This window comes from Aminobacter niigataensis (assembly GCF_014200015.1).
Lineage (GTDB): Bacteria > Pseudomonadota > Alphaproteobacteria > Rhizobiales > Rhizobiaceae > Aminobacter > Aminobacter niigataensis.
Map to the genome: position 1 here is coordinate 85,306 of NZ_JACHOT010000006.1, position 21,334 is coordinate 106,639.

Genomic DNA, 21,334 nt, shown 5'->3' on the forward strand with positions numbered 1-21,334 from the left:
CGGCGAACCGGGACAGCGGTGACGACAGATCCCGACTGACTGTCCCCCAAGTGCCAGGGAGAACGACAAGGTGGCGATCCGACCGATCGTGAAATTCCCGGATCAGCTGCTGAAATCGGTGGCAGCACCGGTGACCGTCTTCGACGAGAACCTGCGCGGGCTCGCGGATAACTTGCTCGACACGATGCGCGCGGCGCCGGGCATCGGCATCACCGCGCCGCACATCGGCATCCCGCTGCGAGTGGTCGTGCTCGAGCTTGCGCCGGGCAACGGCGTGCGTGTCTACGTCAATCCCAGGATCACCTGGGCTTCACCCGACAAAATTCAGCATCAGGAAGGTAGCGTTTCGATGCCGGGCGTCGTCGAGCAGGTCGAACGCCATGCCAGCGTCAAAATCAGCTACCAGGATCTGGACGGAAACGAAAAAACGGAAGAGGCGGATGGCCTGCTGGCCGTCTGTCATCAGCACGAGATCGACCAGCTCGACGGCACCTTCTGGCTCCAGCGCCTTTCCCGACTGAAGCGCGACCGCCTGATCAAGCGCTATGAAAAGCTGCGCGCTCGCCAGCCTTGAGGTGGGGGACCCTGAACTCGCCAACGCGAGGCGATTGTCACCGGCCCTAAGCACCTCGCGATGCGCTTCCTTCGATGGCGCGGTGCACTGTATCGGCATCTGCCGGATCGAGCCCTGAAGAGGCATCCGAGAACCGGCTTTCAGGATCATCGGGCACGGCCGAAAGCAGGAGCTAGTCTAAGGGGTGCTGCGGCTCGTCGTCATCTCTTTGAGAGGTTGAAGACGCTGAACCAGCAGCAGCTAAATCACGCCCCAGGCCCTGTACCGGCCCCGGCCGGTGATCTCGCGCAGCTCGAGCTCGCCGATCAGGTTGAGCGCGCCGGCGGTGGTCACGCCGAGTTCCTTCTCGATCATGCCGCTGCTGACCAGCGGCCGAGACAGCACCAGCGCGATCACCTCGGGCAGACGCGATGTCGAGCGCCGGCCCTTGAGCCGCCGGTCCATCTGCGCCTTGGCGAGCACCAGCCGGTCATGCTCCTTCATGCCGGCCGCGGCGGTCTCGTAGACCCCGTCGAGGAACGCCACCAGCCGCGTCGTCCGGTCGCGCGCAAACCGCCGCTCGCGCGCAATCGTCCGTGCGCCGACATGCAGGGCCGCAAGATGCGCAGTCGTCGTCGCCGACTGGCGCAGCAGCGCCGCAACCAGCAGGCGCCCGAGCCACGGCGCATGCTGCAGAGGCGCGATCGCCGTCCACGCATCATAGGCGATGGCGGCGCGTACAAGCGCCGGCAGGCCCTCGCTTGCGGCGAGCGCCGCCTGCCACTCGGCAAGCCGCTCCGGCTCATCCCAATCGGCATCGTAGATCAGCGGGTTCTTCTCATCCGCGGCCTCGCTGCGGCGAGAGGCGTCGTCGCTCGACGCCTGCGGACCTGCCAACGCCTTGTCGAGTACGGCTTGGGCACGGCCGAGCGCAGCATCGAGCGCGGCCAGTTCGGCACTCAGGCGATCGTCGCCATCGTCGTCCTCCTCCGCATCGCCGCCTTGGTGTGTTGCCACCTGCCGTTGCGGTTTCGGCACGGCCGGCGCGGCGCCGCGCCCGCACAGCACGGAAAAACCCTCGCGGCCGAGCGCCCAGTCCGGCCTGTTGCTGAGGATCTGGCGCCTGAGGCGCAGGATTTCATGGGCACGCGTGAGTTCGTGCGTCGGTGCGCGCAAATCCATATGCGCATCGTGCAGCACGAGGTCCTCGACATGGACCAGATCGCCATCGAGCCAAAGCGACGAGGCCGCATCGGCAAAATGGCTGCGCTCGACAAAGCCCTTGGCCACCGGCGAGCGGGCGATGCGCTCGTCGAGCCGGACCAGCGCCTCGGTCGCCCGCATGGCCGGGCCGAACAGCTGTTCCGTGACCAGGGATTCGATCCGGTAACTCATTGCCAACGCTATAATCGAATATTTTTCCTAAAGCTATCTGCTCCCTAGCTTCACCCGAATGACCGCCCATCGGCGCCGACCTACCACTCGAACGTCCTGCGCCGCATCATCGCCGATGCCGGCGCGGAGGCAGTCATTGTGCGCCTTCATGCCGGCCGCGGCGGGCTCACGGACACCGTCGAGGACAGCGACCAGGCGTATCGTCTGGTCGCGCGCGTTCGTCCGCGCCCCGACATCCAGGGCTGCAAACCACTAACCGCATCTGAGCACGATCTTGCCCATATTCGCGTTTTCGTCCAACAGGCGATGCGCCTGGGCGGCCTCATGTAGCGGGTAGGTCCTGAAGATGGGCGGCGCCACCTTCCCCTTCGCGACCAGCGGCCAGACATGCCGCTCCACCGCTCGCGCCAGCCGGCTCTTCTCGTCTACGGATTTGGGTCTCATTGTAGAGGACGTCAAAGTGAGGCCCTTCATCATGATGGCGGTCAAGTCGACCTCCACGACAGCGCCTTCCATGAAGGCAATACTGACATGACGGCCACCGGGCGCCAGAACCGCGAGGTTGCGCTTGATGTAACTGCCGCCGACAATGTCCAGCACGACATCCACGCCGCGGCCACCGGTCATGCTTCGGCCGATCTCGACAAAATCCTCGCTGCGATAATCTATGGCTACGTCGGCCCCCAATTCGCGCACGAAATGCGTCTTTTCCGGACCACCGGCAGTGGCCAGGACAGTTGCTCCCGCAGCCCGCGCAAGCTGAATGGCCAAGCTTCCAATGCCACTGGCACCACCGTGGATGAGCACCGTGTCGCCCGGAGCGACGCCGCCGCGTTCGAAAAGATTGTGCCAGACGGTGAAGGCCGCCTCAGGTAGGGCCGCGCTGGCGACGTGGTCCAGGCCCGCTGGAAGCGGCAGGCAGTGCCCCGCCTGGGCGAGGCAATATTCGGCGTAGCCTCCGCCGGATACCAGTGCTGCAACCGATGTCCCCACCATCGACGGCGCGACGCCGGGACCCACGGCAACGATCTCACCGGAGATTTCCAGGCCGAGAACGTCGGTGACACCCGCCGGCACAGGAATCGCGCCGCGGCGCTGCATGATGTCTGGCCTGTTGACGCCGGCGGCCTCGACGCGGACCAGGACTTCGCCCGCACCCGGCTGAGGCAGCGGCCGTTCGACCAGCGTCAGAACCTCCGGACCGCCGGGATGGGACGCCACTACCGCTTTCATCGTCTTCGGCAAAACTGTCACTGCAAATCCCTGCTGTTGTTGATTTAGGTGCAGGGATCGACAGCCTCACCATCCTGACGCTTGACGATCACATCCTGCGATTTCCTGCCGTGCAGTTGTGACAAGGCTATTGGCTTCAGTACATTCGTGAATATCGGGCCCCGGCATCGGATAAACTGATCAACGGCACGCCAAAGGGCCAATCACGCTGGAAAAGCCAGGCTCATCGGGTCAAGCATCGAGGCTGCCTGTTCGCTGCTCACCAGACCGCGCTCCACCGCAAGCTCGGCCACCTTTCTATCGAGCCGAAGCGCGTCGTTGGCCAATTCGGCGCTGCGGCGATAGCCGATCAGCGGCACCAGGGCCGTAACTGAACCTACGCTCGCTTCGAGATGCGTCCAGCAGCGCGCGCTGTCGGCTTCGATGCCCCGCACACACTGCTCGTCCAGCGTGCGGATCGCGGCCTCGAGCATTTGCATGGAGAAATGCAAGTTGAACGTTATGAGCGGCTCCATGGCGTTGAGCTGAAGCTGGCCAGCCTCAGACGCCATGGTGACGGCGATGTCGTTGCCGATGATCTGGAAGCAGACCTGATTGACGACTTCCGGAATGACGGGATTGACCTTGCCCGGCATGATCGACGAGCCGGGCTGGACTGCCGGCAACCGAATTTCGCCAAGACCGCCGCGAGGACCGCTCGACAGCAGGCGCAGGTCGTTCGAAATCTTGGAGAGCTTCGTCGCCAGCCGCTTCAGCATGGCGGAGAACAGGACGAAGGCGCCCATGTCCCAGCTGGCCTCGACCAGATTGGCAGCCGGCGTCAACTTGTGGCCACTGATTGCCGACAGCTCGTCCAGCGCGATCTCGGAATAACCCCTGGGCGCATTCAGGCCGGTGCCAATGGCCGTACCGCCGAGGTTTACCTCCGCCACAAGCGGCAGCATCTCGCGGAGCCGGGCGACATCCTCGTTCAACGCCGTGGCGAACGCCGAGAACTCCTGACCGAGCGTCATCGGCACCGCGTCTTGCAGCTGGGTGCGTCCCAGCTTGGCAATCTTTGCGAAAGCGGCTGACCGCTCCTCGAACGAGCCGACCAGCGAGCGCAGCGCCCGTTCGAGGTCGCCATGAGCCAGAAGCAGCGACAGGCGCACAGCGGTCGGATAGGCATCGTTGGTGGATTGCGAACGGTTGACGTCGTCATTGGCGTGAACCGGCTCGTTGGCGCCGCGCACGCCGCCAAGCTTCTCATTGGCAAGATTGGCGATGACCTCGTTGGCATTCATGTTCACCGACGTGCCAGCACCGCCCTGAATGGGATCGAGCGGAAAGGCATCGAAATGGCGGCCGGCAATGACCTCATCGCAGGCGCTTTCGATTGCGTCGCACTTTTGCTGTGACAGAAAGCCAAGACGGGCATTCGCACGAGCCGCAGCCTGCTTGGTCATGGCGAGCGCCACGATGACATGCGGAAAGCGGGTGAGTGTCATGCCGGAGATGCGGAAATTTGCGCGTGCGCGTTCCGTTTGAGGCCCCCACAAGGCATCGCAAGGCACATCTACATGCCCAAGGCTGTCATGTTCACGTCGAAACCGAATTTCCATTTCCCGCCCCTCGCCGCACCCCGAAGCGATATTTGAGGTGCTGGAATGAGGCTAAGGGGGCGTCCGCGAGAGTGCCATTCGCAAAAGACTAAGCTGAAGAACGGCGAATACGATCAGATGCCGCCCGCAGCCCCCGGCCGGTGGACTTTACGATCTTCTGCTTCGGAAAAACCAAATGGCGCCGATGCGGGCTGGTCGGTTAGCTAGGACCAACTTCAACGAGCCACAGCTCGGGATCAATGTCCATTCAGCGCGCCACGGAAATACTTGACCGGCTTATTGCCTTCCCGACCATCAGCCGAGCCTCCAATCTCGACCTGATCCACTTCGTCAGGGACTTCCTGGCCAGGCTCGGCATCGCGGCCGACATCGTGCACAATCAGGAAGGAACCAAAGCCAACATCTATGCGACGCTCGGACCGGCCGAGGTTGCAGGCGTGCTTTTGTCGGGCCATACCGATGTCGTGCCTACGGAAGGCCAGGCGTGGAGCAGCGATCCGTTCCGGATGGCCCAGCGGGGCGAGCTTCTTTACGGCCGCGGAACAGCCGACATGAAGGGTTTCATCGCCTGCGTGCTGGTGCTGTTCGAGGAGTATGCGGCCCGCAGCTTCAGCCGTCCGCTGCATCTGGCCTTCAGCTATGACGAGGAAATCGGCTGCGTCGGCGTGCGCCGGCTCATCGACCTTCTGGCCAACAGATCCTATCGCCCTTCGATGTGCGTGATCGGTGAACCGACCAGCATGCAGACCGTGGTCGCGCACAAGGGCAAGGTCGCGGGCCGGATCAACTGCACCGGGCGCGAGTGCCATTCCAGCCATGCGCCGGAAGGGCTGAACGCCATTCATCTCGCCACCGACATGGTGGGTACGCTGCGCGCGCTGCAAGACGAACTGCTCGCAAGTGGCGCCCGCGACCCGGACTTCACCGTGCCGTTCACCACGGTTCACGTCGGCATGATCAACGGCGGAACCGCGCTCAACATCGTGCCCAACCATTGCAGCGTCGACTTCGAGATCCGCAACATTCCAACCGACAATGCGCAGCCGCTGCTCGACCGCTTGGCCGAGCGCGCCATGGAACTGACAAGCCATGCGCAGTCGCGCTTTCGCCATACCGGTGTCGCGCTCGAAATCGTCAACGCCTACCCCGGCCTGGATACCCAGCCTGACGCCGCGGTGGTTCGGGAAATTCAGAAACACACCAACGGCGGCAAGCTCGGGAAAATAGCCTTCGGCACCGAGGGCGGGCTGTTTCACGAACGGCTTGGCATCCCGACAGTCGTTTGCGGACCCGGCGACATTCGCCAGGCCCACCAGCCCGACGAATTCATCAGCCTCGATCAGATGACCCAGTGCATGTCGATGCTTCGCAGGCTGGCCGACGACCTGGCCGCATAGCGCCTCAGCGCATCGGCGCCATCCCCGGCAGATTGACCGTGGTCATGAGCTCGCGGCAATGCTCTTCGAATCTCTCGGTGGCTCGCGTCTTGCGCAAGCCCTTGAGCGTGGCAATGCCGAGCACCATCGGGGGATGGTCTCCCGCCAGTGGCACGTAGGCGAGCTGCTTTCCGTTGACGGCTGCCATGTTCATGGGACGCGCCGTCATGAGCGAATAGCCAAAGCCGCATGCCACGAAACTGCGAACCGTTTCGGGAGAAACCGATCGCGCGGTTATGTTCGGGGTAATGCCATGCGTCACGAACAGATTGAGGAAGTATTCCTTGCTCAGCGGCATGTCCAACAGGATGAAAGGCTTCTCCGCCAGCACGGACAGCTCGATCGATTTTTCGTTGGCAAGCGGATCATCGGCCGGCAGCAGAATATAGGTGGGCAATTCGGCCAGGGGCTCGAAGGCGATGTCGTCGGTCAAATGGATCGCATAGGTCAGCGCCAGGTTGATCTCGGCACGTCGCAGCTTGGCGATCAGCGCTGCCTCGTCGTCTTCGCTGACTTGCAGCTTCACGGCGGGGTATTGCGCAAGAAACCCCTTGCACAACTCGGGAATGAGCATCGGCGCCAGGGTACGGAACGAGCCTACCTGCAGCGGGCCAGAAACCGATTTGGCCACTTCGTCGGCAATGCCGTGAAGGTCCTCCGCCTGCTGCAGAAGCGCCTTGGCTGCGTGCAACAGACGTTGACCGGCCGGCGTCAGGGACAATCCCTGCGCATGATGGCGGACGAAGAGCTGGAGGCCAAACTCGGCTTCGAGCTGAGAGATGGCAGCCGAGATCGAAGGCTGTGAGACATTGATGCGTTCCGACGCAAGGGTAACCCCGCCCACCTCGCCCGCAGCCACGAAGTAGGCGAGTTGCCGCAACGTAAATCGCATTGAAAAGGTACGCAAATCGAGATCGTTCACGAGGCCCTGAGCTAGGTTAGTATTCAAGCTAGGTATTCCTCGCGGCGTCGGTCGGACGATTGCGTAAGGAACCATCGCGGACGATGGCGGCTGCGAATTTTACTGTCAAGGCGTCATTGGCGCCTTACAGATCTCCCGGAACTCCATAAGACGGCGCGACCGACGGGTTGATCCCGCGCGACACGTAAGCGTCAAGTTGCGGCTCCCACAGCTCCCACAACCTGGAGAGCTCACCGATGGGATCGGTTTCATGCCAATCCACGCGCAGGTCGGCAACGGGCCAGGCAACCTCACGCACCAGCAGCATGCCAACCGAATGGACCGGGCCTTCTTCACCCCCGGCCGCCAGTGCTGCCCGCATGGCCTTGATCAGGCGGCTGCCGAGCGACCCGCCCTCGGCCATCAGGAACGCTTCGACCATTTTTTCGGGCACCGCCGCGTTCGACAGCAAATTGCCGGCGGCCACGACGTTGGGCTCGATCACGGTCCGATGCGTGCCGAGCGTGTTGCGCCCGGAAAAAGCAGCACCGCCGCCATTGCCATCGACCAGCGCAAGCTGGCGATACTCAAGGTGACTGGCTTGCGATTTGATGCGCTCCATCGCGTCTGCGGCACTTAGTCCGGAAGCCATCAAATCGAGACCAAGTGGCCCGAGAGTGGGGTCGGTGATGTTCTGGGTCGCCACCACACCGACGCCTGCCCGAGCATGGGCGCAGCGCGCGGCGACGCACGGGCTGGACGACGAAACCGCAATGCCGAACATTCCGGTCTTTGCGCAGCGCGCCGAAATCGAGAAGGTCAACTGTTCAACCTCCGATCAGGCGGCGTCGGGGATGACTGCGGTCACCTCGATTTCAACGACCCATTCTGGCCGGGCGAGCGCCGGGACGACGATGCCGGTGGAGCAGGGGAACACGCCCTTCAGCCACTTGCCCATTTCCTGGTAGACCGCTTCGCGATAGCGGATGTCGGTGACATAGACGACGATGCGGCAGATGTGCGCCATCTCGCTGCCCGCTTCCTCAAGCAGCATCTTGATGTTTTGCATCGTCTTGGCTGTTTGCGCGCCTGGATCGCCGACATGCAGGCATTCACGCGTGTCGAGGTCCTGGGAAACCTGGCCACGAAGGAAGACCGTGGTGCCGCGGGCGACGACGCCCTGCGAAAGATCGTTGTCGAGCTTCTGTTCTGGATAGGTGACGCGGGTATTGAACGGACGCAGGCGCTGATGGATCATGATTGAGGTTCTTTCACAATATCGGGGGACGCCTGCGCCAACCGGGGGGACCGGCTGGCGCGAAGCGAGTTGAAACGGTGCTACTTCGCCGCCGCCGCAAAGCTCTGCGGACCGTAGACGCGGTCCGACAATCCGGCCGCTTCCTTGGTGAAGCGCAGTGGCTCCTTCCAGTCGAAGTTATTGTAGACGGCCGCCAGGTGCGCGAAGGGTGGGGCCTGCGCGAAGAGCTGGAAGGTCAGGCGATGACCGGCATAGTCGGAATTCAGCAAATCGCGTGCGAAGGCGAGAAGCTTGCGCCGATCCTCGGCATACCAGTTGTCGTTTAGCGTGTAGAACTTCTCGAGCCATTGGCCGGCTTCAGGATCGCGGAAGCTGGCGTAGTCCGGCGTGATGCAGATCTGACCGCCGCAAAGCTCGCGGGCGATGTGCATCATGTGGTGGAGTTGCGAGCAGGCGAGCACGCGGCCAGCCATCAGCAACGACTGGTTCGGCATAAGCAACCCTGCAGGGCTACGCTCGGCAGTGGCAATTGCCGCCGTCAGGTGTGCATTGATACCCTCGCGGTAGCAGGCCAGCGTGGCGAGCTTTTCCTGAACCGCCTGCTGCTTTTCAAGGCCGGTCTGGCGCACGTTCCACAACGCCGCACCGATCATCAGGTCGGCAAGCTTCTGGTTGCGCTGGACAAAAGCGAACGCCGAATAGCGATGCAATGTCGAGCGGATGAACTGCGCCGCTTTCGTGTACTGGTAGAACAGCACATTTTCCCACGGGATCAGCACGTTGTCGTAGATGACCAGCGTGTCGACCTCGTCGACGCGGTTGGACAGAGGATAGTCCTCGGCCGGCGCGCGTCCGGCAAAGCCGGTGCGGGCAATGAAGCGAAGATTCGGCGAGGAGAAGTCGCAAACGAAGCCTACCGCATAGTCCGACAGCTTTTCGTCGCCCCAGTTCGCAATCGTCGGCTTGGTGAATGCCTGGTTGGCATAGGCTGCGGCCGTCTCGTATTTCGCGCCGCGGACAATGATGCCGGCGTCCGTCTCCTTGACCACATGCAGAAGCATGTCGGGGTCCTGATCCTGCGGGCGCTTCGAGCGGTCGCCCTTGGGATCGGTATTGGCCGAGACGTGGAACGGGTCGTTCCTCAGAACCGTGTTGATATGGCGCTCGATGTTGACCGCAAAGCGCGGATCCACATCGTTGAGCATTTCGCGGCCGTCGAACAGCGACCACATTTCACCGACGGTCTCGTCGCCGACGCGGGTGACAATTCCCCGTGCCTCATCAAGGACGGTATCGGTGGAGCGGCGCTTGTCGTGCCAATCCTGCTGCGTGTACGGCAGCTTCAGGCCGACCGCGAAACGCTCGCCGCCTTCTTCGTAGGACATGACCGAGCTGTGCTTCGGGTCATGCGCCATATCGTAGATGCGAGCCCGGATATCGACGATAGGCTTGAACATCGGGTGCGACGTGACGTCTTTGACACGCTCACCATTGATCCAAACCCGCCGGCCATCCCGGATCGAATCCCGATATTGATTACCGGTTCTGATCATTGATACGCCTTTCTCTTGGGTACTTTCTTGCTTCCGGCCGACCGCTAGCTGTTCAGCGGCAAGGTGGACGGATGGCAATATGCGCGTCGGCAATGCGCCAGGGGGGCGCTTTCGGTGGCGGTTACATCCACCACACGGCCGACAAAAATCGTATGGGTTCCAACGTCGTGGCCGCTATCGACAACGCAGTCGAAGGTGCTTGCGGCATCCGGAAGGCGCGCCGATCCGGTGACGGTCGGCTGCCATTCGGCGCAGCGGAAATCGAATGCCTCGCCTTCGCGCGGATGCCCGGCAAAGACGTCGGAAATGTCGCCCTGGTGAACCGCCAGGAGATTGACGCAGAATACGCCGTTTTCCTTGATGGCCGCGCATGCCGGACTGCGACGGTTGACGCAAACGAGCAGCATTGGCGGGTCAGCCGACACTGACGCCATCGCACTGACGGTGACGCCAAATGTGCCGGCAGGACCGTCCGTGGTGATGACATTGACGCCGGTTACAGCGCCGCTCATTGCGCCAACGAATGCCCCGCGATCGACCGTCGGAAACTCCTGGCCGACAGCCTTGAACTCACGACTTGTACTAAGCGATGCTTGGAGGGTCGACATTTTGGGTGTCTCTCGAAGTTTTCATTGCCTTGTTCGATGGGTAAATATTGGCGCAGAAGGCATCTTTTTGAAAATAGAGCTTAAATATCTCTTGGTTCGGTATTCCTGATGCAGCCATGCCTTGGCTGGCGTCAGTGACCGCGCAATTTCTGCACGATCGCTTCGATGGCGATTTCGTAGCCGGCCGGGCCGAGTCCGATCAGGCACCCGGTGACAGCCTGGGAAATGAAGGAGTGATGACGGATCGCCTCCCGCTTGAAGACATTGCTGACATGGACCTGGAAGCTCGGGCCTCCGAAGCTCGCCATGGCGTCCATGAGTCCGATGGAGGTGTAAGACAGGCTGCCACCGTTGATGACGATGCCATCGGCCTTGCCGCGCGCCTCGTGAATCCAGTCGATGAGCATGCTTTCGGAACTGGACTGGTTGAAGCGGACCGTGGCCCCGAGCAGCTCGGCCTTGTGGCGGCAGCGCGCCTCGATGTCGGCGAGGGTCAGCCGGCCATAGGGGCCTTCGGGGTCGAGACCATACAGGTTCGTGTTGGGTCCATTGAGGACCTCGATATGCAAAATGTCGGACATCACGCGCTCACAGTCATGCTTTGATCTTGGTGTGATCGACCGCCGCCAGGCGGTCATAGGGCTTGGTCGCGACCATCGAAGCACGCGCCTCAAAGTCGGCGAACCATCGCTCCGCCACCGGGCGTTGCGCCCGCCAATTCAGCTCGGGAAACCGGAAGTCGAGATAACCGAGCGCGCAGCCGAAGCTGATCGCGCCGATCGTCACCTCGCCGCCGACGTCCGGCAGCAGAGCCTCGATCTTGTCCAATGCGGCTTCGACCTTGCGCAGCTGTGCGGCACGCCATTGAGGCGAACGCGCGCCCTCAGGCCGCATCAGCATTTCGTAGCGGGCAAGCAGCGCTGCATCGAGCAGCCCGTCCCCCAGCGCCTGCTGCATGAGCGCTGCCCAACGGCGCGGACCCCGCGGCTCGAAAATCGTGGTGTCCCCGGCCAGTTCTGCCAGGTATTCGCAGATGACCCGGCTGTCGAACAGACACATGCCATCATCGGTCAGCAGGGCTGGGATCTTGCCGAGCGGATTGAACGCGAGAAGGTCCCGGTCTCCCTCGAGCGGCGTGGTGCCGCTCGGTATCAATTCAATCCTGCTGACCAGCCCGACTTCATGGGCCACCGTCATGACCTTGCGGACATAGGGAGAAGTCGGAGCGTAAAAGAGTTTCAAGACGCGAACCCGCCATTGCAAGTGTTCTGATTTGGACGACAGCTGCCGACTTGATCGGATCAAGTCGCCAATGCCGATCGGGGCGATCGGGCGAGCCGGCGGCTAGGGCTTCTGGTCTTCGGCGCCCACGCCACTGAGTGCGGCACGCGCCACCTCGACGTCCTGGGCGCCTGTCCCGGAACCGACACCGACCGCGCCAACGCAGTGCCCGTCGATGAATATGGGCAAACCGCCCTCTAGATTGGTAAGGCGACCGCCGCCCGCGATGGCGAGCTTGATTTCGTAGTTCGGATCGAGGCGTGACGTCGGCTGGCGATGCGAGGCGGCGGTGATCGCCTTGGACATCGAGGTTTCACGCGACAAGAGTTTTGCCCCGTCCATCCGCACGAACGCCAGCAAATTGCCGCCGTCGTCGACGATCGTGATGTTTTGGGGAACGTTGAGCGACTCGGCCTTGGCAACTGCACTGGCGAGGGCCTTGAGCGCCCCGGCGTGCGTCAGCTTCAATGCAGGCTTGGTTGTCATGTCTACCTCCAAGGATGAGGCCGGCCATGACGATCTCGCTGGCAAGCCATATTCCTTGCTAGGTATCCACCCAAGGTCTTGGATCTGTAAAATAGTATAGCTCGTGCCTATGGATCACATTTTGCGATCTTTCGGCGAGACGGAACTAACCGGCGCGCCGACGGATGAAATCGACGAACAATATGGCCTGCGGTCCAGGCTCTATGGCACGCCAACACTCCAGCGCCAGGGTTGCCACCCCCGAAGCATCGATGGTGATGCAGCCGTGTGACAGCGGTCCAGATGCATTTGGCAGCCGTACCGTAACATCATATGCGCCGCAGGCGGGTTTGAGCACGCTGCCGTGCCAAGCCACGATCTTCTCTCCCGATCGCAACACCGCAGCCGGCTCTACTCCCAGCTCGACGCTCCACGCATGGCCGAGCAATGAGTTGGCTGCCTCGATGTCACCCGACATGAGCAGATTGCGCACGCGCGTCGACGAACAGGTGGCGTCGTCCCAGTGAATGTCCTCGACCACCGTCACCGCAAACCCGCGCTGTTGTCCAAGGCGTCGCAAAAGATCCACGTCGCCGCGTCGCTGCCGGCCGAAACGAAAATTGTGGCCGACAACCAACCGCGAGACCTTGAACCCGTCGACCAGGATTTCATCGATGAAATCCTCCGGCTCCTGTCCGGCGAAGGCGTGGTCAAAACGCGGGCTGTACAGGAAGTCGACGCCGAGCCGACCGAAAGTTTCCGCTTTGGTGGCGGGCGTGCCGAGACGGAACGCCTTGGCTTGCGGCGCAAAAAGCTGGCGCGGATGCGGTTCGACGGACATGACGCCGATCGGGCTGCTACCGACGAGCGCGGCCGCCTGGGCCGCCGCCATCAGCGCCTGGTGGCCGCGATGGAAGCCATCGAAACTTCCAAGCATCATGACGCTTGCCTGCAAGTCGGCCGGCAGCGTCGCTGCGTCAGTCACCAGCTGCAACGGTCTACCGCATGGCCCAACAAAGGGGACGCCCATGCCCTGATGCAGATCTCGCGGTGCAATGGATTGGTGGCGCTGGGCAAGATCGCCAATGCGGCCGCGATACGGCGAGAAGAGTGTATTTCGGGTATCGACCATCGTGTTCATGATCGAAAAAATAGCTCAACTTCATGCCTCGGGAAAATATGAAAGTGCAAGCAACAGGATCAGCAATTCTGATCCACCAGCCGACGGCTAGGCACGCGTCTCCGGTTCGAAAGCAGCAACCAGGCACACGCTGTCCCGGCCCGGAGCAATATCGACCCGGGCAACGTCCCGCACGATAAGCGTTTCGCCGGCATCGATGCGGCCGGGGGATGCGATGCATTCGCCGCGCACGGCATGCACGACAAGCAGCCCACCTGGCGGAACGGACATGCTGCCTCCGTCGGAATTGCCTACCACGGCGACCCGTGCAGACCAGCGTCCGCGGCGCGTCATGACGTTCATGACCTGTGATGCACCGCCTGGCAACTGCGAACATGGCGCCGATACACTGTCGAAGCGATAGGGCGACAGGTGCCCTAGCGCGACCTCCTCCCCGTCCTCGAAGCGAAGGACCAGGGGATTTTCGCCAAGGCGCGTGATCGTCCGGTCGATGCCCGGAAACGGAGAGAACTGTGATTCATCGACGATCGGCGCCCGGCTGATGCGAATATCGAAGTTCTCATGCGTTGCACCTTGCGGCAGCAGGAGAACGTCTTCGGTGACGCCCCGGCCATTTTTCCAGGGCGTCGTTCGATAGTCCTGCTCGGTCAAGAATTCCAACATCAGGATTGCCCTTCCTGCCAGCCAGGGCCTCGGCGCCGGCCGGTCATACGTTCTGCACCGGCGCCCGAGGTTCAGCTTCAGCTCGACTTGTCGGCGAGGAGAATGACCTGCGACAAATCGAAGGCGATCTGCGTCGGCATTCCCACGGGAACCCTGCCGACAACGTCGCCGCCAGGAAGCCGCATCTCGATCGGACCGAGGCCGTCAACGCGCAGACGCGTGATCGTGTGCGAACCCTGATAGATGTGGGTCAGCACTTCACCCGTGACGACGTTGCAGCCGGCGTCGGCGGACGTCGCTATCCGGATGTGCTCAGGCCGCACGAACGCCTGCACCATCTCTCCCTGGCCGAACTGCCATTCCGCACGCCGTGGCGCGGTCATGCGGATATTTCCGATTGCCAGCGAGATCTCGCGGTCGGATGCCTGATAGATTGCCGCCGGCAAGGCGTTGATTTCACCGATGAAGGAGGCAACGAAACCGTTGGCCGGATTGCGGTAGAGATCGATCGGCTCGGCCACCTGCTGAATTTGACCGCGGTTCATCACCACGATGCGATCGGAAAGGCTCAGCGCCTCGCCCTGGTCGTGTGTCACGAAGATCGTTGTCAGGCCGGTATTACGATGCATTTCGATCAACTCGACCTGCATCTGGGCACGCAGGCTCTTGTCGAGCGCCGACAAGGGTTCGTCGAGCAGCAGAACCTTGGGCTGGATGGCGATAGCGCGGGCCAGGGCGACACGCTGCTGCTGGCCTCCCGACAGTTGCGAGATGCGCCGGCCTTCCATGCCCGACAGCTTCATCATCTCGATGGTCTGCATGACCTTGTGCGTAACTTCGCTCTTGGAGAACTTCCGCTGGCGCAGGCCGAAGGCCACGTTGTCGAAGACGTTCATGTGCGGAAACAGCGCATAGCTCTGGAAAACCATGCCGGTGTCGCGCAGATGAACGGGAACATCGGTGACGTCGACGCCACCGATGTGGATCGCTCCGGCGCTGGGGTCGATGAAGCCCGCCACCATGTTGAGCAACGTGGTCTTGCCGCAGCCGCTAGGCCCGAGCAGGGTGACGAATTCCCCGGTACGGATCGGCAGCGATACGTTGTTGACTGCGTGGAACGAGCCGAACGTCTTGCTTACGGCCTTGATCTCGACCGAGTGTTCGAGAGCTGTGATGGCGGTCATTTTTTGATGCATCATGGTGCTAAACCTCTAGCGCTTCAGCCGTTGTCGATTCCAAGGATTCGACGGAGGCCGAGGAAATGATTGGCAATGATCATGATCGCTGTCGTCGAAAGGATCAGCAGCGCCGATATCGCCGAAATGGTGGGGTCCGCATATTCCCGGATGTAATTGTACATCGCGACCGGCAGCGTTTGGGTGCGGCTTGCGGTGACGTAGAGCGAAGCCGTGAACTCGGTCAGCGACAGAATCGATGCGATGAGCCAGCCGCCTATCATACCGGGCAAAATCAAGGGAACCGTGATCTTGACCATCACCCTGGTGGGCGTGGCGCCGAGATTGGCCGCCGCGCGGGCGTAGTTCGGGTCGACATTGCTCAGCGAGACAAAAACTGCGCGAGTCACGAATGGTGTCACAAGCAACAGATGGGCCATGACAATGACAGCAAAGCCCTGCGTCAGGTTGAGATGGCTGCCGAGCAGAAGGAAGCCAAATCCTGTGGTGAAATGCGGCACGATCAGCGGCGACCACAGCGCGGCTTCAAGGAGACCGCGACCACGGAAATTATAGTGGAAGATCAGATAGGCGAAGCTTGATCCAAGCAGCATGGCGAGTGTCGAAGACACCCCCATGACGATCAAGCTATTTTTGAAGGCCACCTGAAAGTCCGGATATGTCAGCGCCTTTTCATACCAGCGCAGCGAAAAGCCGTTTGGCGGAAACGCCATGACTTCCGTGGGGTTGAACGATGTCGCGACGACGACCACGGCAGGCAGCGTCATATAGACCAGGATCGCCACTACGGCCGTCCAGAACAGAGTGCTTCGCATGTTCGTACCCTTGCTCATGACGTCGCCATGTTCTGCTCGAGGCGGGCCGTGAGGAGTTTCATCAATGCCAGGCTTCCAAGTGCGGCAACCAGCGCGACAAGGCTAAGCACCGCCGCAAAGGGCAGGTTGAATGACGAGAAGCCCTGGAGATAGACGACATTTGAAATCATCAGCACCTTGCCTCCGCCGATCAGTTGAGGTGTCGAGAAGGCGCTCATCGTCCAGGCGAAGACCACGACGAAGCCGGAGAGAATGCCCGGCAGGGTAAGTGGAATGGTCACCCACCAGAAAACCGTGTTCGGTGTGGCGCCAAGATTGGCGGCCGCCTTTTCACAGTCGCGGTTGATCTGGCTGATCGCGGTCGCCAGCAGGATGATCATGACCGGCATTGCAAATTGCACTAGGGCGATGACGACGCCCACCCGCGTGTACATGATCGGCACGGACCGATCGATGATGCCCAGCGACTTCAGCGCCGTGTTGACGACACCGTCCGAGCCGAGCACCAGCATCCAGGAATAGGTGCGCACGATTTCGCCGGTGAACAGCGGCGTGATCGCCAGGACCACAAGTACCGAGCGCACCCAGTTCCGCTCGGCGCGTACCAATGCAAACGAAATCGGATAGCTCAGCAGCAGTGCGAAGAACGCCGTCGCAAAGCTTAGGATGAAGGTGTCGAGCAAGACCCAATAGTAGATTGGCCGATTGATGCGGGTGAAGTTTTCCAGCGTGAAGCCACCGACATTCAGCGATCCGGGAACGAATTCGAGGAAGCTGTACTTCAGGACATTGAACATCGCTGCGGCGAAAATCACCGCGACGAGTACCGCTGGCACGAGAAACTGAACGAAAAAGGGGCGCTGTCTGGTCATGGCCGTTGGGCAGCGCACAAGGCGCTGCCCATCCTCTCGACTGGTTACTGCATCATGTTTTCGGTGAACCAGATCTTCCACTGCGGAAGAAGCTTGGCGTAGGTCGCATCGTCAAGCACGATCGCCTGGGTCTTCCACTGCTCGTCGGTCGTGAAGATCCCTGGCAGTTTCGCAAGCTCTTCCGAAATCTTGGCCTTGCGGTTCATCGGCGAACATTTGTGGAATTCGCAGATCTCCTGCTGAACGATGGGGTCCAGCGCGACGTTGATGAACTCGTGCGCGGCATCGAGCTTCTTGGTTCCCGTGTTGATGCCCAGGGCGCCGATGCCAACCACGGCACCTTCCTTCGGGATGGCAATCTCGATCGGCAAGCCCTGCTCGATCAAATGGTATCCATTGATCGACAGCAGGACCTGCACAGGCGTTTCACCGGTGCGGATGAGATCCTGGCTGGTCGCATCCGACTGATAGAAGGCCTTGATGTTGGGCTTCAGCGCAGTCAGCTTGTCGGTGATGCTTTCCCAATCCGCCGGGCTTTTGCCTTCCATGACCGAAGCGGCGATGACGACATGGCTGGGATCGAAATCCGGGAGACCCAGGCTGCTCTTCATGGATTCGTCCCACAGAACTTTCCATGAATCGATCTTGAAGCCTTCAGGCATGAGATCGGTGCGGAAGGCCGGCGAATAGACGTAGGAGTAAACGCCCATCTCGTAGCCGCCGCGATCGCCGGCAGGGTAGAGGTCGGCGGCGTTCGGAACCTTGCTCATATCGAGTTTTTCGAAAAGGCCATCCGATTGATAGAGGGCCCCCACATGCGATGTCGTGTAGGTCACGTCGGACTCGGGATTTCCCTTGGCGACCTTGGCCTTGGCCAGACGGTCGAGCGTGCCGCCGGTGATGAACTCGACTTCCATCCCTGTACGCTTGGTGAATTCCTTGGCGATAATGGCCGTTCCGTCCTTCCAGTTTCCGCCCCAGGTGCTGACGATCAGCTTCTCCTGTGCGCCCGACTGCGTCGCGAACGATGCCAGCGCCATGGCGCCGATGCCAATCCAATAATTCTTCATTGCATGCTCCTCACTTTTTCATTGTTGTTTATTGACACCAACGTTGCCAAGCATCGCGTTCCCCAGCGATGCGAGACAGCGCCAACCTCAGGGATTTCCCTGAACCTAGTAGCCCCTTTGCGGATCGACTTGATGAAGGGGCGCTTCACCGCGGCGCACGCGCCTTATGCTCTCGGCCACATCGCGAACCGCCAGAGCGGGCACGGTAATGCTGGCCAGATGTGGCGTTATGAAAACGTTGTCCAAGGCCCAGTATGGATGGCTCGGTGGCAACGGCTCGGCGCCGAACACGTCAAGCGTTGCTTCGCCGATGGCTCCCGATCTAAGTGCCGCCACCAGGGCTGCTTCATCGACCACAGCACTACGCGAAACGTTGATGAACTTGGCGCCAGCCGGCATCAGCGCCAGTTCACGCGCGCCAAGGAGGGCATGCGTGTCGTTTGTCGCCGGAAGCATCGATACAAAGATCTCGCATTCTCCGAGCAGGGCATCGAGCGAGCTACGTCCGGCGTGACATGCGACCCCGGGAATGGTCTTCAATGAACGCGACCATCCACGAACGTCATAGCCCATATCGGCAAGCGATTTGGCCGCATGGGCACCGAGTTCGCCGAGACCGAGGACGCAGACCTTGATTTCGGACAGGGCGCGCGGGTGGACATAGTGCCACTCCCCTCGCCGCTTGGCGCGCTCGAAGATATGCATGTCACGGGCGTAGCGGGTCACTGCAAAGATGACATAGCTCGTCATGAGCGACACCATCCCGGGATCCGAAAGGCGGGTAATAGGAACAGGCACGAGGTCGTCGCGGTTCAACAGCGCGTCCACCCCAGCGCCAAGGTTGGTCAAAAGCTTGAGATTGCGGAACCTCTGGAAGAAGCCTTTCGGAGGCAGCCAGCACAAGGCGTAACTGACTTCCGCAGGATCGCCACCGTCTTCGTCAACGCGAAAATCCAGATCCGGCAATTCGCTGGCGAGAGCATCCCGCCATGCCGCGGGATCATCCACGGGACTGTAGAAGACAAGAGCATCACGCTTCATGCTAAACCCTTCTGCCGAGACTGATCGCGGCCTGCCACCGCCGCCGATTGGTCTTTTGTCCAGGCCCCTCGAGACCTGATCCTCGAACCAAGATATGGAAGTTCGCTGGTTAACGATGTGACGCCGGGGGACCATTGAAAAGAACTTTTAGTCGTTCCTTTGCATTGGATATTCCGATCCTATCGCAGGCCAGCCTAGCGGCTCGCATTTTGCCCTGAGCGCACTATCGAAGGCTCACTGCAGCGAAAAACTGCAATGCCAGTTGCTCGAATGTATGCGCTGCAATTTGGACGGCTAAATGCCCCCGTATCGGGCTAATTCTTGCGGCAAAGCCTCGGGCCGGAACTCGTTCAAGCCAATCAAGATATGATCTGCTTGCCATTGTGGAAGCGTGCACGAAACTTGGTCTGGCGTCCTACGCCGTTGCACTGGCGTGGATGTTCGACGCCCCTTCATCATCAACGATGGCCATCGCACCAGCGTTGTTGATTTAAGCACAGCACTATTTCAAACCAACCTTGATTTCCGAAAACAAGACTCTGATGCGTCGAAATACACCTTCAATCATACCCCACCCGAACCGGATCGCGTTGCGATTTGATGGGCCCTGTTGGCAAGCACGCTTGCCGGCGGACGCCAAAATCTCGTCATCACCGGATTTCATGGAAATCATGGCCATCCTCCAAGTTATGTGCTGGTCACTAGTGTAAGAATTTAGAATCCGAGATAATTTGGCGTAACTGAATCAAATCTATCTGGTTCGACATCATATAATTTTCGCCTAGACACATTTCCTATTACGCTATGTGCATAATCAAATTGATACCTCATTCCGAACACTCGAACTATAAAACCAGATATTCCATGCTTAGGTAAATTTGCAACTTTCTTGACATAGGCATTCTCTATCTCATCAGCTGTTGCATTCATTTTTACGCCTAGCACTTCGTATAGAGCTGATTTTGCCATTTCTGGAGACTCCAACGCATTCGGTGAGGCTGATTGACGTTGAGGCTGAACCTCCTGAATAAAATTACAAAACACCTTTTCCGAACCAGTAACTCAAGAATTCTGATCCAGTCCCGATTGCGAGATTGTTCAACGGGCGACGACTGATCATTGAAGATCTCGCTGAGTTGCGAGCCGGGTGCCTGCCGGTTGTCGCGAAACACCGAGAAGCGCCCGTCAGCAGTTGAGCCTCTCGCCGAATAGCTTCGGGATGCGCAAAGGTCGTTGCGCCGTTTAAGGTCAGGCTACCTGCCAAATTGCGCGAACAGGGCAGCGATCTCTTGTTCAGGCATGTTGGCAAGTGCCAGGCACAGCAGAATTCGTGCCTTCGGGCCCTTGAGGCGTCCGGCAAAAATCGCCCCCGCCTCCTCGAGGTCCCGGCCGCCGCCGTCGCCGTAAAGTGGAAGCACCCGGCCTTGGGGACAACGCGAGGTAACGATGGTGACAAGGCCCTTTTGCGTGGCCCGCGTTACTGCAGCAACCACCTCAGGCGTCGCGTTGCCGCGGCCGAAGGTTTCGAGCACGATGCCGCGGGAACCAGAGGCTACCGCAGCTTCATACAGGCGCTCGTCTGCCCCCATTGCAAGGGTGATCAAGTCGACGCGCGTCTCGATGTGTTGTGCCTTGATGGCCGGATACCCCGAAGGCCGACTGGTGATCAGGACCGCGCCATGATCGACCTCGCCCAGCGGCCCCAGGCCACTTGAATCGTATGCCGCCAGACGCGAGGTATGAACCTTGGTGGCGTCTATGGCGGACAGCACCTTGCCGGCGAATACAACCAGCGTGCCGAGATCGGCGGCATCGGCGGACGCAGCAACGGCAATGGCATCGGCAAGGTTGCGCGGCCCATCCGCGTCGGGCTGGTCTGCTCCTCGTTGAGCACCGGTGAAGACGACCGGCTTGGACGATGAAATGACGAGATTTGCCAGGAAGGCACTCTCTTCGAGCGTATCGGTGCCGTGGGTGACCACACAGCCGCAGATCGTGTCGTCCTTGAGCAACTCGTCGATGTGGCAGGCAAGTCGGAACGAAGTTTCGAGGTCGATGCGGTTGCTGCCAAGATTGCTGAATTCCTCAAGGACGATATCCACGGCAGGCGCAAGCGAACCGAGCGTCGACAGCAATTCTGCACCGGTCGCAACGCTCATCAGAGCTTTCTCGACCGGATCATAACGCGAGGCGATGGTGCCCCCCGTCGAAACGACCAGGACCTTTTTCGCACCAATTCGATCCGTGTTCAC

The 21,334-nt window shown here is 60.7% G+C and carries 23 protein-coding genes; 2 read left to right on the top strand and 21 right to left on the bottom strand.

What is annotated here, in order from left to right; all coding sequences use genetic code 11:
- The first annotated feature begins 70 nt into the window (after window positions 1-70).
- Window positions 71-574 carry a peptide deformylase gene (locus GGQ99_RS19560; protein ID WP_183263833.1) on the top strand — a complete coding sequence of 168 codons (504 nt, stop codon included), beginning with the start codon at window positions 71-73 and terminating at the stop codon, window positions 572-574.
- Window positions 575-814: 240 nt separating this feature from the next.
- Here the strand turns inward: GGQ99_RS19560 and GGQ99_RS19565 are convergent, their stop codons facing one another.
- From GGQ99_RS19565 to GGQ99_RS19575, 3 genes are all read right to left on the bottom strand, one after another.
- Window positions 815-1,948, bottom strand: a complete 1,134-nt coding sequence (locus tag GGQ99_RS19565) for an RHE_PE00001 family protein (protein WP_183263834.1) — start codon at window positions 1,946-1,948, stop codon at window positions 815-817.
- A gap of 252 nt (window positions 1,949-2,200) precedes the next feature.
- Window positions 2,201-3,202 carry an NAD(P)H-quinone oxidoreductase gene (locus tag GGQ99_RS19570; protein WP_343061759.1) on the bottom strand — a complete coding sequence of 334 codons (1,002 nt, stop codon included), beginning with the start codon at window positions 3,200-3,202 and terminating at the stop codon, window positions 2,201-2,203.
- Window positions 3,203-3,384: 182 nt separating this feature from the next.
- Window positions 3,385-4,782, bottom strand: coding sequence for an aspartate ammonia-lyase (locus tag GGQ99_RS19575; protein WP_183263835.1), 1,398 nt, complete (start codon window positions 4,780-4,782; stop codon window positions 3,385-3,387).
- 239 nt (window positions 4,783-5,021) lie between these two features.
- Between GGQ99_RS19575 and argE the strand changes: the two genes are divergently transcribed.
- Window positions 5,022-6,179, top strand: coding sequence for an acetylornithine deacetylase (gene argE / locus GGQ99_RS19580; protein WP_183263836.1), 1,158 nt, complete (start codon window positions 5,022-5,024; stop codon window positions 6,177-6,179).
- Between the two features lie 4 nt (window positions 6,180-6,183).
- On the opposite strand, the gene GGQ99_RS19585 is transcribed toward argE, so the two are convergent.
- The 18 genes from GGQ99_RS19585 to GGQ99_RS19670 form a co-directional block, all read right to left on the bottom strand.
- Window positions 6,184-7,140: a LysR family transcriptional regulator gene (locus tag GGQ99_RS19585; protein ID WP_268738225.1), complete on the bottom strand. Its 957-nt coding sequence runs from the start codon at window positions 7,138-7,140 to the stop codon at window positions 6,184-6,186.
- Between the two features lie 124 nt (window positions 7,141-7,264).
- Window positions 7,265-7,942 (bottom strand): DUF1028 domain-containing protein, encoded by a 678-nt coding sequence (locus GGQ99_RS19590; RefSeq protein ID WP_108610121.1) that lies wholly within the window; start codon window positions 7,940-7,942, stop codon window positions 7,265-7,267.
- A gap of 15 nt (window positions 7,943-7,957) precedes the next feature.
- A complete protein-coding gene (locus GGQ99_RS19595; protein WP_055973758.1) occupies window positions 7,958-8,377 on the bottom strand; it encodes a RidA family protein in 420 nt (139 codons plus the stop codon).
- Window positions 8,378-8,457: 80 nt separating this feature from the next.
- Window positions 8,458-9,930, bottom strand: a complete 1,473-nt coding sequence (locus GGQ99_RS19600; RefSeq protein WP_108610120.1) for a 4-hydroxyphenylacetate 3-hydroxylase family protein — start codon at window positions 9,928-9,930, stop codon at window positions 8,458-8,460.
- A gap of 44 nt (window positions 9,931-9,974) precedes the next feature.
- Window positions 9,975-10,538, bottom strand: coding sequence for a flavin reductase family protein (locus tag GGQ99_RS19605; RefSeq protein WP_159091741.1), 564 nt, complete (start codon window positions 10,536-10,538; stop codon window positions 9,975-9,977).
- 131 nt (window positions 10,539-10,669) lie between these two features.
- Window positions 10,670-11,119 (bottom strand): type II 3-dehydroquinate dehydratase, encoded by a 450-nt coding sequence (locus GGQ99_RS19610; protein ID WP_183263837.1) that lies wholly within the window; start codon window positions 11,117-11,119, stop codon window positions 10,670-10,672.
- Between the two features lie 13 nt (window positions 11,120-11,132).
- Window positions 11,133-11,780 (bottom strand): glutathione S-transferase, encoded by a 648-nt coding sequence (locus GGQ99_RS19615; RefSeq protein WP_183263838.1) that lies wholly within the window; start codon window positions 11,778-11,780, stop codon window positions 11,133-11,135.
- 102 nt (window positions 11,781-11,882) lie between these two features.
- Window positions 11,883-12,305: a GlcG/HbpS family heme-binding protein gene (locus tag GGQ99_RS19620; protein ID WP_108610116.1), complete on the bottom strand. Its 423-nt coding sequence runs from the start codon at window positions 12,303-12,305 to the stop codon at window positions 11,883-11,885.
- A gap of 145 nt (window positions 12,306-12,450) precedes the next feature.
- Window positions 12,451-13,425, bottom strand: a complete 975-nt coding sequence (locus GGQ99_RS19625; protein ID WP_183263839.1) for a hypothetical protein — start codon at window positions 13,423-13,425, stop codon at window positions 12,451-12,453.
- 87 nt (window positions 13,426-13,512) lie between these two features.
- Complete coding sequence (locus GGQ99_RS19630; protein ID WP_246389671.1) at window positions 13,513-14,076, bottom strand: HutD/Ves family protein; 564 nt, start codon at window positions 14,074-14,076, stop codon at window positions 13,513-13,515.
- A gap of 89 nt (window positions 14,077-14,165) precedes the next feature.
- Entirely contained in the window at window positions 14,166-15,272 is a 1,107-nt protein-coding gene (locus GGQ99_RS19635; RefSeq protein ID WP_108610365.1) for an ABC transporter ATP-binding protein, read from the bottom strand.
- 35 nt (window positions 15,273-15,307) lie between these two features.
- Complete coding sequence (locus GGQ99_RS19640; protein WP_183263841.1) at window positions 15,308-16,117, bottom strand: ABC transporter permease; 810 nt, start codon at window positions 16,115-16,117, stop codon at window positions 15,308-15,310.
- Window positions 16,114-16,971 carry an ABC transporter permease gene (locus GGQ99_RS19645; RefSeq protein ID WP_108610112.1) on the bottom strand — a complete coding sequence of 286 codons (858 nt, stop codon included), beginning with the start codon at window positions 16,969-16,971 and terminating at the stop codon, window positions 16,114-16,116. The genes GGQ99_RS19640 and GGQ99_RS19645 overlap by 4 nt, the downstream gene beginning before the upstream one ends.
- 44 nt (window positions 16,972-17,015) lie before the next feature.
- Entirely contained in the window at window positions 17,016-18,041 is a 1,026-nt protein-coding gene (locus tag GGQ99_RS19650) for an ABC transporter substrate-binding protein (protein ID WP_108610111.1), read from the bottom strand.
- A 105-nt stretch (window positions 18,042-18,146) separates the two neighbouring features.
- Window positions 18,147-19,082, bottom strand: a complete 936-nt coding sequence (locus GGQ99_RS19655) for a 2-hydroxyacid dehydrogenase (RefSeq protein ID WP_183263842.1) — start codon at window positions 19,080-19,082, stop codon at window positions 18,147-18,149.
- Window positions 19,083-19,584: 502 nt separating this feature from the next.
- A complete protein-coding gene (locus GGQ99_RS19660; RefSeq protein ID WP_183263843.1) occupies window positions 19,585-19,755 on the bottom strand; it encodes a hypothetical protein in 171 nt (56 codons plus the stop codon).
- Window positions 19,756-19,796: 41 nt separating this feature from the next.
- Window positions 19,797-20,051: a hypothetical protein gene (locus GGQ99_RS19665; protein ID WP_159091739.1), complete on the bottom strand. Its 255-nt coding sequence runs from the start codon at window positions 20,049-20,051 to the stop codon at window positions 19,797-19,799.
- 284 nt (window positions 20,052-20,335) lie between these two features.
- Complete coding sequence (locus tag GGQ99_RS19670) at window positions 20,336-21,334, bottom strand: asparaginase (protein ID WP_343061760.1); 999 nt, start codon at window positions 21,332-21,334, stop codon at window positions 20,336-20,338.

Coding starts and splice junctions, on each gene's coding strand:
- GGQ99_RS19645 (WP_108610112.1), bottom strand. CDS start 16,971: ATGACCAGACAGCGCCCCTTTTTCGTTCAGTTTCTCGTGCCAGCGGTA.
- GGQ99_RS19595 (WP_055973758.1), bottom strand. CDS start 8,377: ATGATCCATCAGCGCCTGCGTCCGTTCAATACCCGCGTCACCTATCCA.
- GGQ99_RS19600 (WP_108610120.1), bottom strand. CDS start 9,930: ATGATCAGAACCGGTAATCAATATCGGGATTCGATCCGGGATGGCCGG.
- GGQ99_RS19625 (WP_183263839.1), bottom strand. CDS start 13,425: ATGAACACGATGGTCGATACCCGAAATACACTCTTCTCGCCGTATCGC.
- GGQ99_RS19605 (WP_159091741.1), bottom strand. CDS start 10,538: ATGTCGACCCTCCAAGCATCGCTTAGTACAAGTCGTGAGTTCAAGGCT.
- GGQ99_RS19640 (WP_183263841.1), bottom strand. CDS start 16,117: ATGAGCAAGGGTACGAACATGCGAAGCACTCTGTTCTGGACGGCCGTA.
- GGQ99_RS19655 (WP_183263842.1), bottom strand. CDS start 19,082: ATGAAGCGTGATGCTCTTGTCTTCTACAGTCCCGTGGATGATCCCGCG.
- GGQ99_RS19650 (WP_108610111.1), bottom strand. CDS start 18,041: ATGAAGAATTATTGGATTGGCATCGGCGCCATGGCGCTGGCATCGTTC.
- GGQ99_RS19565 (WP_183263834.1), bottom strand. CDS start 1,948: ATGAGTTACCGGATCGAATCCCTGGTCACGGAACAGCTGTTCGGCCCG.
- GGQ99_RS19635 (WP_108610365.1), bottom strand. CDS start 15,272: ATGACCGCCATCACAGCTCTCGAACACTCGGTCGAGATCAAGGCCGTA.
- argE (WP_183263836.1), top strand. CDS start 5,022: ATGTCCATTCAGCGCGCCACGGAAATACTTGACCGGCTTATTGCCTTC.
- GGQ99_RS19575 (WP_183263835.1), bottom strand. CDS start 4,782: ATGGAAATTCGGTTTCGACGTGAACATGACAGCCTTGGGCATGTAGAT.
- GGQ99_RS19610 (WP_183263837.1), bottom strand. CDS start 11,119: ATGTCCGACATTTTGCATATCGAGGTCCTCAATGGACCCAACACGAAC.
- GGQ99_RS19620 (WP_108610116.1), bottom strand. CDS start 12,305: ATGACAACCAAGCCTGCATTGAAGCTGACGCACGCCGGGGCGCTCAAG.
- GGQ99_RS19665 (WP_159091739.1), bottom strand. CDS start 20,051: ATGGCAAAATCAGCTCTATACGAAGTGCTAGGCGTAAAAATGAATGCA.
- GGQ99_RS19660 (WP_183263843.1), bottom strand. CDS start 19,755: ATGATTTCCATGAAATCCGGTGATGACGAGATTTTGGCGTCCGCCGGC.